At 57.3% G+C, this 13,869-nt stretch carries 14 protein-coding genes, 1 tRNA gene and 1 pseudogene; 11 read left to right on the forward strand and 5 right to left on the reverse strand.

All coding sequences use genetic code 11. The features are described 5' to 3' along the window. The first annotated feature begins 721 nt into the window (after window positions 1–721). The 4 genes from H5P29_RS07005 (at window position 722) to H5P29_RS07020 (ending at window position 4,778) form a co-directional block, all read left to right on the forward strand. Window positions 722–1,726 carry a nucleoid-associated protein gene (locus H5P29_RS07005; protein ID WP_185910290.1) on the forward strand — a complete coding sequence of 335 codons (1,005 nt, stop codon included), beginning with the start codon at window positions 722–724 and terminating at the stop codon, window positions 1,724–1,726. A gap of 7 nt (window positions 1,727–1,733) precedes the next feature. After that, window positions 1,734–2,909, forward strand: a complete 1,176-nt coding sequence (locus H5P29_RS07010) for a hypothetical protein (protein ID WP_154386232.1) — start codon at window positions 1,734–1,736, stop codon at window positions 2,907–2,909. A 22-nt stretch (window positions 2,910–2,931) separates the two neighbouring features. Next, window positions 2,932–3,744 (forward strand): competence protein CoiA, encoded by an 813-nt coding sequence (locus H5P29_RS07015; protein WP_185910291.1) that lies wholly within the window; start codon window positions 2,932–2,934, stop codon window positions 3,742–3,744. 326 nt (window positions 3,745–4,070) lie between these two features. Continuing rightward, window positions 4,071–4,778 carry a hypothetical protein gene (locus H5P29_RS07020; protein WP_154386231.1) on the forward strand — a complete coding sequence of 236 codons (708 nt, stop codon included), beginning with the start codon at window positions 4,071–4,073 and terminating at the stop codon, window positions 4,776–4,778. Between the two features lie 380 nt (window positions 4,779–5,158). Here the strand turns inward: H5P29_RS07020 and H5P29_RS07025 are convergent, their stop codons facing one another. Together H5P29_RS07025 and H5P29_RS07030 are read right to left on the reverse strand one after the other, a co-directional pair. Further along, on the reverse strand, window positions 5,159–6,409 hold the full coding sequence (locus H5P29_RS07025; RefSeq protein WP_154386230.1) for a Shedu immune nuclease family protein: 1,251 nt from the start codon (window positions 6,407–6,409) through the stop codon (window positions 5,159–5,161). A 370-nt stretch (window positions 6,410–6,779) separates the two neighbouring features. Next, a pseudogene (locus H5P29_RS07030) lies at window positions 6,780–7,247 on the reverse strand (MucR family transcriptional regulator). A gap of 315 nt (window positions 7,248–7,562) precedes the next feature. Here H5P29_RS07030 and H5P29_RS07035 point away from each other — a divergent pair. The 4 genes from H5P29_RS07035 to H5P29_RS07050 all read left to right on the forward strand — a co-directional run bounded on the left by H5P29_RS07035 (window position 7,563) and on the right by H5P29_RS07050 (window position 10,798). Next, the gene (locus tag H5P29_RS07035) at window positions 7,563–7,829 is read left to right on the forward strand and encodes a hypothetical protein (RefSeq protein WP_154386229.1); all 267 of its coding nucleotides are present in this window, start codon (window positions 7,563–7,565) and stop codon (window positions 7,827–7,829) included. A gap of 166 nt (window positions 7,830–7,995) precedes the next feature. Further along, window positions 7,996–8,436, forward strand: a complete 441-nt coding sequence (locus H5P29_RS32495) for a DUF3489 domain-containing protein (RefSeq protein ID WP_246670821.1) — start codon at window positions 7,996–7,998, stop codon at window positions 8,434–8,436. A gap of 5 nt (window positions 8,437–8,441) precedes the next feature. Continuing rightward, on the forward strand, window positions 8,442–9,014 hold the full coding sequence (locus H5P29_RS07045) for a DUF2924 domain-containing protein (RefSeq protein WP_154386228.1): 573 nt from the start codon (window positions 8,442–8,444) through the stop codon (window positions 9,012–9,014). Next, a complete protein-coding gene (locus H5P29_RS07050; protein WP_154386227.1) occupies window positions 9,011–10,798 on the forward strand; it encodes a recombinase family protein in 1,788 nt (595 codons plus the stop codon). The genes H5P29_RS07045 and H5P29_RS07050 overlap by 4 nt, the downstream gene beginning before the upstream one ends. A 242-nt stretch (window positions 10,799–11,040) precedes the next feature. On the opposite strand, the gene H5P29_RS07055 is transcribed toward H5P29_RS07050, so the two are convergent. Continuing rightward, window positions 11,041–11,116: transfer RNA gene (locus tag H5P29_RS07055), tRNA-Ala, on the reverse strand. A 176-nt stretch (window positions 11,117–11,292) separates the two neighbouring features. Here H5P29_RS07055 and H5P29_RS07060 point away from each other — a divergent pair. The 3 genes from H5P29_RS07060 to H5P29_RS07070 all read left to right on the forward strand — a co-directional run bounded on the left by H5P29_RS07060 (window position 11,293) and on the right by H5P29_RS07070 (window position 12,611). Beyond that, a complete protein-coding gene (locus H5P29_RS07060; RefSeq protein WP_067966013.1) occupies window positions 11,293–11,583 on the forward strand; it encodes a YggT family protein in 291 nt (96 codons plus the stop codon). A 9-nt stretch (window positions 11,584–11,592) separates the two neighbouring features. Beyond that, a complete protein-coding gene (locus H5P29_RS07065; RefSeq protein WP_067956468.1) occupies window positions 11,593–11,907 on the forward strand; it encodes a DUF167 family protein in 315 nt (104 codons plus the stop codon). A gap of 95 nt (window positions 11,908–12,002) precedes the next feature. Next, on the forward strand, window positions 12,003–12,611 hold the full coding sequence (locus tag H5P29_RS07070; RefSeq protein WP_067956470.1) for a hypothetical protein: 609 nt from the start codon (window positions 12,003–12,005) through the stop codon (window positions 12,609–12,611). Between the two features lie 57 nt (window positions 12,612–12,668). Here H5P29_RS07070 and ppa read toward each other — a convergent pair whose 3' ends face one another. Both ppa and H5P29_RS07080 read right to left on the reverse strand, forming a co-directional pair. Beyond that, the gene (gene ppa, locus H5P29_RS07075) at window positions 12,669–13,205 is read right to left on the reverse strand and encodes an inorganic diphosphatase (protein WP_067956472.1); all 537 of its coding nucleotides are present in this window, start codon (window positions 13,203–13,205) and stop codon (window positions 12,669–12,671) included. Between the two features lie 104 nt (window positions 13,206–13,309). After that, window positions 13,310–13,816 carry a GNAT family N-acetyltransferase gene (locus H5P29_RS07080; protein ID WP_067956474.1) on the reverse strand — a complete coding sequence of 169 codons (507 nt, stop codon included), beginning with the start codon at window positions 13,814–13,816 and terminating at the stop codon, window positions 13,310–13,312. Window positions 13,817–13,869: the final 53 nt, after the last annotated feature.

A 13,869-nucleotide genomic window follows, 5' to 3' on the forward strand; every position in this document is an offset into this window, starting at 1 on the left:
ACGTCGGCCGGAATTGTCAGTGCCCTCGCGAAGGCCGGGTCTGCCAGACTTCCGATCCGGTCGCACCAAAACTGTCTTGCTGAGCGAAAATCCGCTCAAAAGCCCCGATGATTTTCTTTGTGATCGTTTCGCCATACCCGATTATGCTATGATGATCGGTAGAATGACAAGATGAAACTAGGCCAATCGCTATCCACGATAGCTGGCGCCAAGCTTTAAATGATACAGCAATTTCTTCGCCCGGTTCCCTACTCTCGCACAAATGCCTGGACGGTTGTGTGCCGCGGCATCGACGTGCGAGAGGCGCCATAGTTAGTCTGACCCGGTTGCGATGTCTACTTGGCAGGGGAAAGATCAACCTGAAAGGCCGAGATGGAGAGCGAAGGCGAACGGGAGACCGGGGACCGCAAGTTGACGGTTCGGGAGAGTACTTGGCTGAAGCGAACACTCCGTAGACGACCCTTTCAGGGATCTGTAATTGATAGCGCTAAGGCGGCCCAAAAGGCCATACGGATGGTTGCACATTTGGCCGAGCTGGAACGCATTTTTCTACAGAAAGCGACCTGTCGAGATATCAATACTCGAGCCCAATATCTCCTCCCAAAGAATGGAGTCCCAATACCTATCAGGTCTAGCGAATTGTTTTGAGTATAACTCGTACAGGGCTTGAAGCAGCGGCTCTGGGCGGTCAAAAATGTTGGGTAGCAAAAGGGGGGGTTCGATGGTCGATAGTGTGGTTCAGGTCGCGGTTCATGATTTGCGGCGCAAGGGGCCTGCCGACTTTGAGACCATCCTAGGAAAGGATCAATTGGATGTTTCCGAGACGGTAGTGCGTGTCGTCAATGATCTCCATACGCTGTATGCGAACAGAGCCTCGAAGGCACATGGACGGTTTTCGGAGAACGTCAACGATTACCCGGCCCAAACATTCATCGCCGACTTTCACAAGGGCATCTACAGAGACTTCGCAACGCTCACTCAAAAGCTAATGACTACCCTGACCACCCAGGCGCGTCGGAAGGCCGGAGCGACAGGCGGCCATGTGCTGTTCGCCCATATCGAAAGGGATGATCATGTCTACCTGATGGTTGCCATCATCAACGACAAACTTGGCGCGGCCCTTACGAACGATCTCGACATCGCCGACGTCAAACATCTCGATCTCGACGGTTTCCGGTTCGCCGGTCGGGTGAACATAACAGCGTGGCTGAATGACGCTGACCGCTACATCGGCTTCCTGAAAGGAAAGGGAGACGTCGCCGAGTACTTCAAGGAATTTCTTGGTTGCGACACCACGGTGCAAGACAAAGAAGATACCAAGACGCTCATCCGCGTGCTGGAGGGTTTCGCAGACCCTGCGAAAGGCGTGGTCAAGGATAAGCAGGCTTTTCTGCAGAAGGCATATGACATCTGCGAACGGCATGTCCGTGACGGAGTTCCACTCGATTTTGAAGCTTTTTCGAACGAGCTGTTCCCGGAAAAGCCAGACGAGCTGGCGAAGGCGCTGGGTGACCCGGACATTGCATTGGGCGACGGTTTCGTTCCGAACCGGCGCGCCCTCAGGGCGATGGTGAAGTTCACCGCTAAGACACCGCTGTGGTCCATGGAATTCGACCGGCGCGCTCTGGCCGAGGGCAAGATCGTTTACGATCCGGACAAGAAGACGGTGACGTTTACCGAGTTGCCAGATCAACTAGTGCAGGAACTCGAACGCGACCGGGAGTAGGATGTCGATGATCACGTTTGATCAGCTAATCCCACTGTACAGGAATACGGCCTTCTCTACCGAGGAATCGGTTGGCCGTCTTCACATTCGAGACCACTCCGTCCTCGAGACGCTGAAGCTGATAGACGCCGATGACGGTGCCTTCAGGGATTCTGGGATTACCATCCGCAGCTCATCGGACCAGTTGGTGCTTAGCGGAACGCTTTCCGTGGAGATTTCGCCGCCCCGTTCAGGTCTCGGTTCGCTCGCGCGGAGTGTGGACGGTCTGCTTGCAGCGCCATCGCACCGTATCAAAGAGCCATCACGATTCTATTTGATTAGCGAGCGATTCGCTTACAACGACGCCGATGTTCCAGATTCGGTTGTGAAGTACCGGAACACGCAGAGGCTCATCCGGGCAATCTCAGAAGCTGCGGCGCTCGTTGACCCATTTCAGGCTGAAGCCATCTTCCTCGGACCTGGTCGGCTGCGCATTCCGTTTCTCTACAGGGCTGCCGATCTTGGTGAGGTCAAGCCGGCGGTAGTCGATGAGCTTGAAGACTTCGTATTCGAGAAAATTCACAAGGATCAGAAAACGGCCATTTTGGCCTCGAACGTCATTGAGCTCTGCCGACATCAGCCAGAGACTGAACGCTTTAGGTTTCTGCTCAAACATCTGCGTGAACTAGTTTCGAAGACCCAGGACGGCTACAAACTCTTCGCCTCAGAATTCTCCTATGAGAAAATAAAAAGTAAGACTGAGGAAGCCATCAACGAATACACCAACAAAATCCACAAGACTTTCCACGACATCCAAAACCAGGTCATGGGCGTTCCGGTAGCGACGGTAATCATTGCGACACAGCTCAAGACGGCAACGACGTGTGGAGTAGAATTCTGGGCGAACCTCGCGATTTCGATCGGAGCAACCCTTTTCGTTCTCCTCCTGTCGGTCGCGGTCTACAATCAGCTAATGACGTTGGGCAATATAGAAGGTGACCTTGTGCGGCAAAAGGCAAAGCTTAACAGGGATTACGCCACGATTGCGGACCAGTTTCTATCGCTCTACACAAAGCTTGGTACCCGTATCATTACACATCGATGGATCCTGCGATTGATCATTATCGCTTGCTGGTCTGGGGTAGCTCTGACTTGGTGGATATTCTTACGCCTTTCGACACTCGAGCCCTGGGCGTGCTTCTAGTCGGCAGCGAACGGAGGACACAGTGCAGTTTGCTCTTGTCGATAACCAGCTGAGCGAGGCCCGGCCCGGTACGAAAGGCAATTGCGCTACCTGCGGAGCCGCCATGGTCGCCAAATGCGGTCCCCACATTATGCACCATTGGGCGCACGCTTTCCGCCCCGACTGCGACCCTTGGTGGGAAAACGAAACCGAATGGCACCGGGAATGGAAAACACTCTTTCCCGCAGAGTGCCGAGAGCAAACGCGAACCGCACCAGATGGCGAAATTCACCGCGCTGATATCATCACTCCGACAGGCATTGTGATTGAGGTCCAGCATTCGGCTATGACTGATGCGGAACGCCAATCGCGTGAAGCATTCTATCAGAATCTCGTCTGGATCGTGGATGGCAGAGGGTTCAGAAACCAGTTTGATCTACACCATCTTTTGCCCGACCCGGATAACGTAGAAGCCAAGGATCTCGTCTGGTACAAGGCTGGGCGTGGAAGGGACGGGGCAAATGGCGGCATCTTCTGGCGGCTCTCGGAAAACCCGGATCACGGAAGCGGAGGCCTGGTCGAGCTACATGGCTTGCACAAGGTCGAGCATCTCATCGCAACGTATCGCGGGCATCAGCAATATAGTTGGGTGAAGCCTCGAAAGACATGGCTTGATGCCGAATGTCCGGTTTACATCGACTTTGGCGATGAATGGCTTCTACAGCTTCAAAGATACGGTTTTAACAGGATTGAATGTGTTTACCGGGTTTCAAAGAAGAAATTTCTTCGTGACGCAATGGTAGAAACGCAAGCTCGCGACATTGCTACGAGATTTCATCCTAGATCTTCCGAATAGAGAATTGGTAGACCTTCACTGACCTGAGAACCTCGGCTTTCGGACTCTGAGAACGTCGCCCCGAATAGCAGTAATTTAGGCGCAGAGCAGCCCGGACCAGTGCCGAGTGTGGATAGACAGCTGTGGTCCTAAGTTACTCCAGCAAAGTGGCTTGACGTTTTTTGTTGCTGACGGCAACTTGAGGATGGCCTCCCGCACAGGCCTGTGTGCCCACCATGCAAAGCCTCGCAGTGCGCTTTCGCTGAGTCTTAACCAACCATTCCCTCTGGGACGGGTCTATCAGCAGTGGGCACTTGTAGGATCCGTGACCTCGATAGGAATGGATCATGAGCAATAGCAATCAATTGAAAGAACTAAAGACCGCGGCACGAAATATCGCGCATGCCAAGCGGATCAAACACGTCAGCGCACTGGAAGTAGTTGCACAGGCCTTGGGCTACCCACATTGGAACGCCCTCACCAGTGCAGAAAAGAAAGGATGGCGCCCGTCTCCGGAGGATCTGGCCACCGCTGAGGCGGTGGTACTTGCCGAAAACCCGTTGATTTCCATCGACACTGATCCCTGGAGTGCACTCGGCGCTGACAGGTTCGAGGGCGAACTGCAGGGGCACAGCTATCGGGTGAGCACTCAGGCAGACGATGTTCGCTTATGGGGACGAGGTTGGGAACTCACCTTGCCTGAGGCCCCCTTGGCTCCCCCTCGCTTCCGCGTTACCGATCATAGACTTAAGGCAAACCCGATCGATGACACGGACTTCCGGAATGCCGCGCTCGATGTAGCCTCGAGTTGGCGCAAAATGGTCCACGCCCGGATCGCCTCAGATTGGCCTCGCCGCTCAACCGTACCGGACAGCGCAGGTCTAGCCGAGCACCCCTTAGGTCATGGGGTGAGCGATATCTGGTTTTGCTTGCATTGCGACCGATCATCTACTGGGGTTGAGGTTGCCGCGAACCTCTTTCACTGCCCGCATTGCCTAGCGTCACCCCTTGACATTCACGCGTCGCCTTGGTGGCTCCGCGCTGCGGGGAAGTAGGCACCTCCGGTTTGATGGATACCGAGATGAGGTACTCCGGAGCGGCGAGGTGTTGTGTTCACCCGCAACTCCTGGGCCTATTGGGACCAGGCGCTCCTGTCCCGCACTGGGGCCGGCTCTGGATACAGGTCCCAATCGAGGATAAGGGTGGTCCGGCCTGGGATGGCGACAGTTGCGCGGACCCGTGAACGCTGAAAATGGCCGCGCTCAATCCATGAGCGACGACTCCGCATCGGTCGGATCGAGGAGCTCAACGACGACTTCGAGTTCATCTGCGTCGCACTGCAAGATAAGGCCGATGCGGCGGTACCTGAGCGACAAGAATGGCGTGCTCTGCATGACCAACGGCTGGTCGAGCCTCCTAATGTGGAATGGGAGCACTAGGACTTCAATTTGCCTGCGGCGTCGCCCCCGAGCGCCAGTATGGTGTTGTTCAGCCGGCGCAAAAGGTCATCATAGGTGATGATGTCCATCATGTTCGCGTACTTGCGTTTGATGACCTCGAAGTCCAAGAGCTGACCGCCGGTCATGTTGGCGCCGCCGATCTGGTCGCGGCCGACGATGATGATCGCTTTAGGGTTGGAGATGCGTACTGTCATCCCTTTTGGCAGCTCGGCCGCGTACTTGGAGGTGAGGGTCTTCTCGCCTTTAACGCCCCATTTCGAAAGGTGAAAGAGGTACTTTTCCGCCTGCATAATGCTGCCGCTTAGCTCAGAGGTTGGAATGTTGTTGCCGCGGTATTGGCTCTTTCGGAGGATCTTGTCCTCGAAGGGTTTCTTCACCTCGATAACGTCGAGATTTCCGTTTGCATCGACCAGGGCGATGTCGATGTGCCGATCCGTCTTCTTAGTGGGATCGCTATAGTAGTCGTGGATGGTGACGTTCTCGAGTACCTTGATGTACTTCGGGAACAGCAGCAGAAGGAACGACATCATAAGCGACTGCCATTCGCTCTCGGACATATCCATCTTCGTGGCGAGCGCATCCTCGATGAGGTCGCGGATCAGGATGTATTTCTCAATCTCCTGCTTCTTGAGGGCTTCGAGATCGAGCTTCGCACCGGCCTTGCCGGCCAATTTCTTGTTCAGGTAGGTTTCGTACCGGCCTCGCGCGTCCTTCATCCCGTCGAGGTATTGCGATAGGACGGTGGACACCCGCGCGTCAGCGTAGCGGTCCAGCTCGTAAGTGTTCGGGAACTTGCCTTGCAGTTCCTCAAATACGGCCCTCGGAATTGCGTCTATACGAGCCCCCCCGACGACGATTGGATCCGTGTGATCCAGTAAGCTCGCCAGCCGACCAAAAATTGAGATGTTCCGCTCGGCGGCGAACAACGATCTTTTGAACTCCATATTGGAGACGATCAGCACATCGTTGTCGATGCCAAGCCTGCACCCAGGAATCTTGATGTATTCGCCGTCGTAGGTGCCGAAGCGAAATTCGTAAGTGAAGTCGCCGATCGTAGTGCTGGAATTCGGTGGTTTGTTGATGAGATCCGTTGGCTCGAAATAGAACACGCTTGAGATAAGGACCTCGCGTTTGTCCTTCAAATTCTCCCGGACCCAAGCGTTTCCTCCGTAGTCAGCTTGATACTTGAAATCGAGACCTTTCTCTGTGCGAACGAATTTAAGCATCTGCCCCCCCCCAAGCAATTTTAGGGCACCCTAGTCGACGGATCGATCCACCGCCAAGCGATTAGGTGTTGTCGAGCCCTGGCCGGTCGAAGCCGTTGCCCCGCAGGAGGTAGTTCCGCACCCGATAGGCAGAACGAACTGTCGCGCAGGCTATGTGGTGCTGTTCGAAACGCCTCACCGATTTTATGAATCGGATCGGCACGCAACCATCAAAGTACTAGACGCGGCTGTTGAGCTCGGGACCGCCGACGGCGCCCATCAGCCGCCGGCGGACACCGACGTTGGCAACGGCGTCCCTTTCCCTCGATAATGCGCGAAGCATGTCCCGTCCCCAGTAGCCAATTCAGATTGAACGTTGGCCGCGCACGGATCACTTGCTCTTTGCGGTGCGGCTCGCCTTGGCGGGAGCTTGCTTGTTCTTGGCCGGCTTCCGCCCGAGTCCCAGCTGTTTGGCAAGTTCGGAGCGCGCCGCTGAGTAATTGGGAGCCACCATCGGGTAGTCGCTCGGGAGACCCCACTTGGCGCGATAGTCTGCCGGCGTCATGCCATACTTGGACATCAGATGGCGTTTGATGGATTTGTATTTCTGGCCGTCCTCGAGTGAGATCATGTAATCCGGAGTGACGGACTTCTTAATGGGGACAGCTGGCTTCTGGACTTCGGTTGGTCCGGCTGGTTCGGTGCTCGAACCAGTGGACAATGCCTGAACTGACTGATGCACCTGGTTGATCAGACCAGCGAGTTCGGCGGCGGGCACAGGATTGTTCGATACTTAGGCAGCAACAATATCTGCAGTTAGGGGCAGCAGAAGCGTGGATTCGGCAATTTTGTCGGACATGGCCATGCCTTATTGAATAATGTTTGAGAGGTCACGAATGCTGTCTAATAGAGGTTATTGATGTCGGCAACTGAAATCGAATCAACGAATTTGCCGAATAGCACAAGGGTCTCCGTATGGCGCTATCATCCGCAACATAGATCGGATGTGAGCTGATAGAATGGATCTTTGCACATGCTGCTTGACTCAAATATGTGCGACGTATGGTAACTATAATTAGGCGTCAGAATTTGTTCTGCACAATTGGTCATCTCCAACTGGACTTCTAGGCAACAGCAAGCATGTATGGTGTCGAACGCAATGGCGGAGGCACTCATGCCGAAGGAAGAAGTAAAGACCCAGCTGAAGGATGACGGCGATGCCCTCCTCCGCACAGTTCTGTCTGGAATCGAGCCGGAGCTGCGACGGCTGAATGCGGTGATCTCAAATCTGACGGTCCTGGCGGTTGCACTAGACAACATCGAGCCGACAGCCCTTACCGTGTTGGCAGAGGTTGGCAGCGACGCAATTGGACGCGTATCAAGCAGTTGGCGAGATGCTTTCGACCTCGTGCACGCAGCGCAGCGCCGATCGGCAACCTGAGTGGACTTCCAGTCCAAACAAGCATGATTGCTTAAGACGGGGTGACGCTTTTGCCCCGATGAGACGAGAAGGCCACCGCCGCCCAAAAGTCTTTCGCCCGCTCGATGCGGGCTTCCGTCAGTACCGGCGCCGAATGGTTCGGCGTTGTGATTTGCGGAGAAAGACCATGTCCATTTCCAAAACCTCGACCTCGGATGTAGTCGAGTTCATGCGGGCAGAGTCTGCCAGTGACGCTATGACGGGTGAGGCAGGCACGAGCGCGGCCAGTGCCCCGAGCCCAGCTGCCGCGCCTGCTCCAAAGGGCAAGGCACAGGCCAAGCGTGGGACGACGATGCCGAAGGGCGCGACTACATCCGGGATATCAGGGACCAAGGTCAAGAAGACCCGGCCAACCGAAACCAAGGCGGATGTGGTGCTGAAGAAGCTCAGGCTGACCAAGGGCGTGACGCTCCATCAGCTCATCGAGGCAACCGGCTGGCAGGCCCATTCGGTGCGCGGCTTTCTCTCCGGAACAGTGAAGAAGAAGCTCGGCCTCAACCTCACCAGCGAGACCAGCAAAGACGGCTTGCGACGCTATCGCATCGATGACACCGCGGCGGCGGCCTGAAGGTCATGCAAGCGGACAGCAGGTTGGAGCAGGAGCTTGCGGAACTGGACAACCTCTCGCGGGACGAGCTTGGCGCCCGTTGGCAAAAGCAACATGGCTACTTGCCCCCGACCGGTATGCGCCGCGCACTCCTGATCCGGTCGGCCGCCTGGCATCTCCAGGCCAAACGTCTCGGCGGCTACTCCGCCGAGACGCGCCGCCGCCTCAAGATCGCCATGGCGGACGTCAGCAAGACGTTGGCCGATCGCCGCGCCGATCAGCACGTCCAGCAAGCTGATGGCGCCCGATCTACCGTCGCCCTTGCAGACGATGCATACAGCACAAGTCGCAGTGAACCGCCGTCGGCTGCAGTTGGAGCCAAAACGGGCAATGGAAGCTTGTCCAAGCCGAAGCGGCGCGATGCGCAGCCGGGAGCCAGGTTGATCCGCGATTGGAACGGCCGAACACATGTCGTCGACGTGATCGAAGGTGGTTATGTCTTCGAAGCCAAGCTCTACTCCTCGCTGACTGCAGTCACCCGCAAGATCACTGGAACCCACTGGTCGGGGCCAAGGTTCTTCGGACTGGTGACGCGATGAGTACCGCTTCAAGACAGTCACGTAGTCACGGGTATGGTAGCACCCTGCAGCCATCGGATCAGGCCAGGCTCGGTATATCGAAACAGCAGCTGCGCTGTGCGATCTATACCCGTAAGTCGAGTGAGGAAGGTCTCGATCAGGAGTTCAACTCACTCGACGCTCAGCGTGAAGCTTGTGCCGCCTTCATCGCCTCGCAAATGGGGCTTGGCTGGAAACTGGTCGCTGACCGTTATGATGATGGAGGCATCTCGGGCGGTACCATGGAGCGACCGGCATTGCAGCGGCTGCTCCAGGACATCCGCGATCGCAAGATAGATGTCGTGGTGGTCTACAAGATCGACCGGCTGACCCGCTCTCTGATGGACTTCTCGCGTATCGTCGAGATCTTCGACGACAACAGTGTCTCGTTCGTGTCCGTCACGCAACAGTTCAACACGACCACCTCAATGGGCAGGCTCACGCTTAACGTGCTCTTGTCCTTTGCCCAGTTCGAACGAGAGGTCACTGCCGAGCGCATCCGTGACAAGATCGCCGCCTCCAAGAAGAAGGGCATGTGGATGGGAGGTACTGTGCCGCTAGGCTATGCGGTGCAGCAAAGGAAACTGGTCATCAAGCAGCCCGAAGCCGGTTTCGTGCGCGGCTTGTTCGAACGCTATGTGCAACTCCGGTCGGTGCCGGCGCTTGTAGCTGAGGTAAACTGGCAGGCGGACAGCGACGCCCAAACACCACAGGCCGATTGCGCCGTTCCTTTCACCCGCCGGATGCATGCAGGCATGGCCTACAAGATGCTGGCCAATCCGCTCTACATTGGCCAGCTACGTCATCTCGGCAACATCTATGACGGTGAACACCAACCCATCGTCGACAATGAGTTGTTCAACAAGGTCCAAGAACTGATGGCGCTGGGCGCTGTCCGAGCGAAGGGTTCATCCGTTCATCCAGACACACATTTGCTGTCAGGGATTGTCTTTGATGAGACGGGGGATCGGCTGCGGCCAACCCATGCGACCAACCATGGCAAACGCTATCGCTACTACATCTCGAGCAGACTCCTGCCGAAGGATCGTCGTGATGAGGGCGGCTGGCGCATTCCGGCTTCGGAGCTGGAAAACGTCGTCCGCTTGTTCGCAAAGAGGCTACTGTCTGATCAGATCAAGCTCTCGGAGTGGATTGCTGCAGATACCTCGCCAGATATGGTTCTTTCAGGCTTGAGCGGCGCATCACAGATCGCCGACCGCATGGCGTCCTGTCAAACGAATGTCCAGGCAAAGGCCATTCTGCAAATGTTGTTCAAACGGATCACACTCTCTGCAACGGAGATCCGCTTTGACGTTGATCGTGCAACCGTGGTCCGGATGCTGATCAATGACAGCGATCAAACCGAATTGGTTGAGGAGGCCAGCTCGACAGATTCCAGTGTTGTAGAAACCCTCTTCGCTCCGATCGCTCTTAAGCGCCGCGGAATCGAAGCGCGGCTAATCCTCGATCCCGAAAATGCTCCGGCCCGGCAACCGGCCGCACCGCTCATATCCCTCATTGCCAAGGCCCAACTCTACCTTGCAATGCTGACCGAGCGAGCCGGGATCACTCTTGTCGAGATCGCAGATCACTTCGATGTGCATCCGGCCGAGATTAGTCGCCTATTACCGCTGGCATTCCTCTCTCCGCAGCTTACCCAAGAGATACTGACGGGCCTCCAGCCAGTCGAGCTGTCCGCACGCACCCTAGCGCGGCTGGATCTTTCCAAGGATTGGTCAGCACAGGCCGCTCAGCTTCGTAGCTAGAACTCCAACAATACACTGTTCAAGCTCACAGTTATGCCTGCATCCTTGCGATGCAGGCATAATTACTTGTCCCGCGAATTGGTCACGGAAAACGGCCACAGAGACGGCGCTCGCAAATGCCCCGGACTTGCTGCTCTCAGGGCCCGGTGAGACCAGTCTTTCGGTCTCTCTCCGCGCTAAGCCACGGGAAAGTTGAGGTAATTCTGAGTGAGGGGAGAAATGGCAGTTTGCCAATATTCCGCTGGTGGAGCTGAGGAGGATCGAACTCCTGACCTCGTCATTGCGAACGACGCGCTCTCCCAGCTGAGCTACAGCCCCGTCCAGCGGATGGCCGCATTTATTGGCGCTCGAAGCCGTCTGTCAAGCGAGCAGTTGACGTAGGGGCGAAATCACATTCCGGCAGGTGCGGCAGTCGCGGAACGCACGGTCTGTCAGGCGGGACTTGCCGCTCAGGCGTGCAATGGCTAAATGTCGGCAATTCATTGGAGATCGGCATGCTCGCCCTCATTCAGACCATCGTTCTGGCCCTCGACCTCTACTGGTGGATCATCATCGCCTCGGCGATCTTCTCCTGGCTCTATGCTTTCAACGTGGTCAACCCGCGCAACCAGGTGGTCGGCACCATCGGCAATATGCTGTTCCGGCTGACCGAGCCGGCGCTACGGCCGATCCGTCGCCTGATGCCAGACCTTGGCGGCATCGACATTTCGCCGATCGTGCTTCTGCTTGCGCTGTTCTTCGTCAGGCAGTTCATCCTCACCACGGTGGCTCCGCTCGTCATCTGACCTTTGGTGGTGGCCAGCTTCTTCAAGGAGCGTGATGACGGCGTCGAGCTTTATGTCAGGCTGACGCCGCGTTCCTCGAAGGATGCTGTCGAAGGTGTTGAGCAGGCGGCCGACGAACGCTGCCATCTCGCGGCGCGGGTGCGCGCCGTGCCAGAAAAAGGCAAGGCCAACGCAGCGCTTGAGAAGCTGCTCGCAGCCGAGTTGGGCATTCCGAGAAACTCCATAAAAGTGGTCGCCGGCGCAACCTCGCGACTGAAGACCATTCGCGTGGCAGGCAACACAGGCGAACTGGCCAAGCTCATGATGGAGCTCGCCAGGCGCTGAGCCCGCGCTCTGGATAACGTGGCTCGGGCGCGACATACTCCGGTTGCATGCGCGCAGGATGTTGCGGGCATCGCAGGTTCGGAGGGGAGCGCGGAATGCGGAAGCTTGTATTTGCCTTGGCCCTTGCCATGCCGTTGCACCAGGCCGTGGCGGAAGAGATCTCGAGCGCCTATGTCGAGACCAACACCGAGGCGGACTGCGTGCTCTTCGACAAGGCCGGCGCAGATGACGGCGACTATGCCAACATGGTTTGTCCGGGATATCGCGGCTATCCGGTGCTGATGTTTTCAGCCGATCTCAGGGAATCGGTGTTCTACGGTTTCCCGCCCGCCGATTTCGTCGACATCCCGTGGCAGAGCTTCGAGACGTTCAACAGAAGTGCCGGCAAGGCCGAGTGGCGCATTTCGAGCCATGACGGCAAGGTGGTCCCGTTCGCCACCATCCGCCGCTGGTACGTCCAGGCGGAACCTGCCGAGGGCGACAAGGAAATCGAGGTGCTGGTGGTGGCGAAGGTCGGGCAGCCGGGCAAGGCCGATGGCTGCGTCGTTGGGCTGGTGTTGGCGACCGGTGAACCCAAGGCCAATGAGCTGGCGCGCAAGATCGCCGACGAACAGGCTCGCGATTTTGCCTGCGGCTCGGACGAGAGGGTGCTCGTCGGCGATCCGATGCCGGTGTTCTATTCTGAAGGCAAGACAAAGAATTGAGGCGCGGCCGGCACTGCCGAACCGCGCCCGGTATTCACTGACCTTGAAACAGAAGCCTCAGGCCTTCAGCGCCTTGGCGCGTTCGATCGCCTCGACGATCATCTTCTTGGCGTAGGCCGCATCGTGCCAGCCGCCGATCTTGACCCACTTGCCGGGCTCGAGATCCTTGTAATGGCCGAAGAAGTGCTCGATCTGCTGCAGCGTGATCTCGGGCAGGTCGGTGTGGTTGAAGACGTTCTCGTAGCGGCGGGTCAGCTTGGGCGACGGAACGGCGATAACCTTTTCGTCCTGGCCGGCATTGTCTTCCATGACCAGCACGCCGATCGGGCGCACGTTGATGACGCAGCCGGGAATGAGCTGGCGGGTGTTGCAGACCAGCACGTCGATCGGGTCGCCGTCGCCGGAAAGGGTGTGCGGCACGAAGCCGTAGTTACCCGGATAGTGCATCGGGGTGTAGAGGAAGCGGTCGACGACGAGCGTGCCGGCTTCCTTGTCCATCTCGTACTTGATCGGCTGGCCGCCGACAGGCACTTCGACGATCACGTTGACGTCTTCAGGCGGATTCTTGCCGATCGAAATCGCATCGATGCGCATGGGGAAGCTCCAGAATTAAAGGTGCCTCCCGATAAACGCCTTGGGCCGCGTGTGCAATGCAATATTGATGTCAGGAGACTGCGACGAAAGGCTTGCTTTCCGGATCACTCCCAGACGAAAGCGACCTTCTTCAGCGCCTTGTGGTCGAAAACCTCGACGCCCTCGGCGATGTCGCGGCCGCCGGCACCGGAATAGAAGGCGAGCGCGTTGTCGTTCTCCTCGAGCGCCCAGACCACCATGCCCTTGAGGCCGTGGTCGGCGAGGCGCTGGCGGGCGGCGGCGAAAAGGCGGCTGCCGAGGCCGATGCCCTGGCATTCGGGGCGGAGGTAGAGTTCGTAGATCTCGCCCTGCTGCTTGAGTTCACGGGCGCGGTTGCGGCCGAGCGTGGCATAACCGGCAATCTTGCCGCCGATCTCGATCACCAGAACGGTTGCGGCGCGGCGGATGGCGTTGGCCCACCATTCGCCGCCGCGGCGGTTGATCATGGTGGTCAGCGCACGATGCGGGATGATGCCTGAATAGGCGCCGCGCCAGGCCTCGTGATGCACCTCGGCGATGGCATCCGCGTCGCGGGGCTCGGCTTTCCTGATGTCGATCGTCAGCGTGTTCATAGTTTCTTAACCATAAACCGCGCCGCGACAGTTGCAAAGAGTCCGCACGCAGC

It is taken from the genome of Aminobacter sp. MDW-2, assembly GCF_014250155.1.
GTDB classification, from domain to species: Bacteria; Pseudomonadota; Alphaproteobacteria; order Rhizobiales; family Rhizobiaceae; genus Aminobacter; species Aminobacter ciceronei.

Bases quoted from the DNA above. Each gene is read 5' to 3' on its own strand.
- H5P29_RS07060 (WP_067966013.1), top strand. From the start codon at position 11,293: ATGCTCGCCCTCATTCAGACCATCGTTCTGGCCCTCGACCTCTACTGG.
- H5P29_RS07025 (WP_154386230.1), bottom strand. From the start codon at position 6,409: ATGCTTAAATTCGTTCGCACAGAGAAAGGTCTCGATTTCAAGTATCAA.
- H5P29_RS07045 (WP_154386228.1), top strand. From the start codon at position 8,442: ATGCAAGCGGACAGCAGGTTGGAGCAGGAGCTTGCGGAACTGGACAAC.
- H5P29_RS07035 (WP_154386229.1), top strand. From the start codon at position 7,563: ATGCCGAAGGAAGAAGTAAAGACCCAGCTGAAGGATGACGGCGATGCC.
- H5P29_RS07010 (WP_154386232.1), top strand. From the start codon at position 1,734: ATGATCACGTTTGATCAGCTAATCCCACTGTACAGGAATACGGCCTTC.
- H5P29_RS07020 (WP_154386231.1), top strand. From the start codon at position 4,071: ATGAGCAATAGCAATCAATTGAAAGAACTAAAGACCGCGGCACGAAAT.
- H5P29_RS07005 (WP_185910290.1), top strand. From the start codon at position 722: ATGGTCGATAGTGTGGTTCAGGTCGCGGTTCATGATTTGCGGCGCAAG.
- H5P29_RS07050 (WP_154386227.1), top strand. From the start codon at position 9,011: ATGAGTACCGCTTCAAGACAGTCACGTAGTCACGGGTATGGTAGCACC.
- H5P29_RS07080 (WP_067956474.1), bottom strand. From the start codon at position 13,816: ATGAACACGCTGACGATCGACATCAGGAAAGCCGAGCCCCGCGACGCG.
- ppa (WP_067956472.1), bottom strand. From the start codon at position 13,205: ATGCGCATCGATGCGATTTCGATCGGCAAGAATCCGCCTGAAGACGTC.
- H5P29_RS07070 (WP_067956470.1), top strand. From the start codon at position 12,003: ATGCGGAAGCTTGTATTTGCCTTGGCCCTTGCCATGCCGTTGCACCAG.
- H5P29_RS32495 (WP_246670821.1), top strand. From the start codon at position 7,996: ATGTCCATTTCCAAAACCTCGACCTCGGATGTAGTCGAGTTCATGCGG.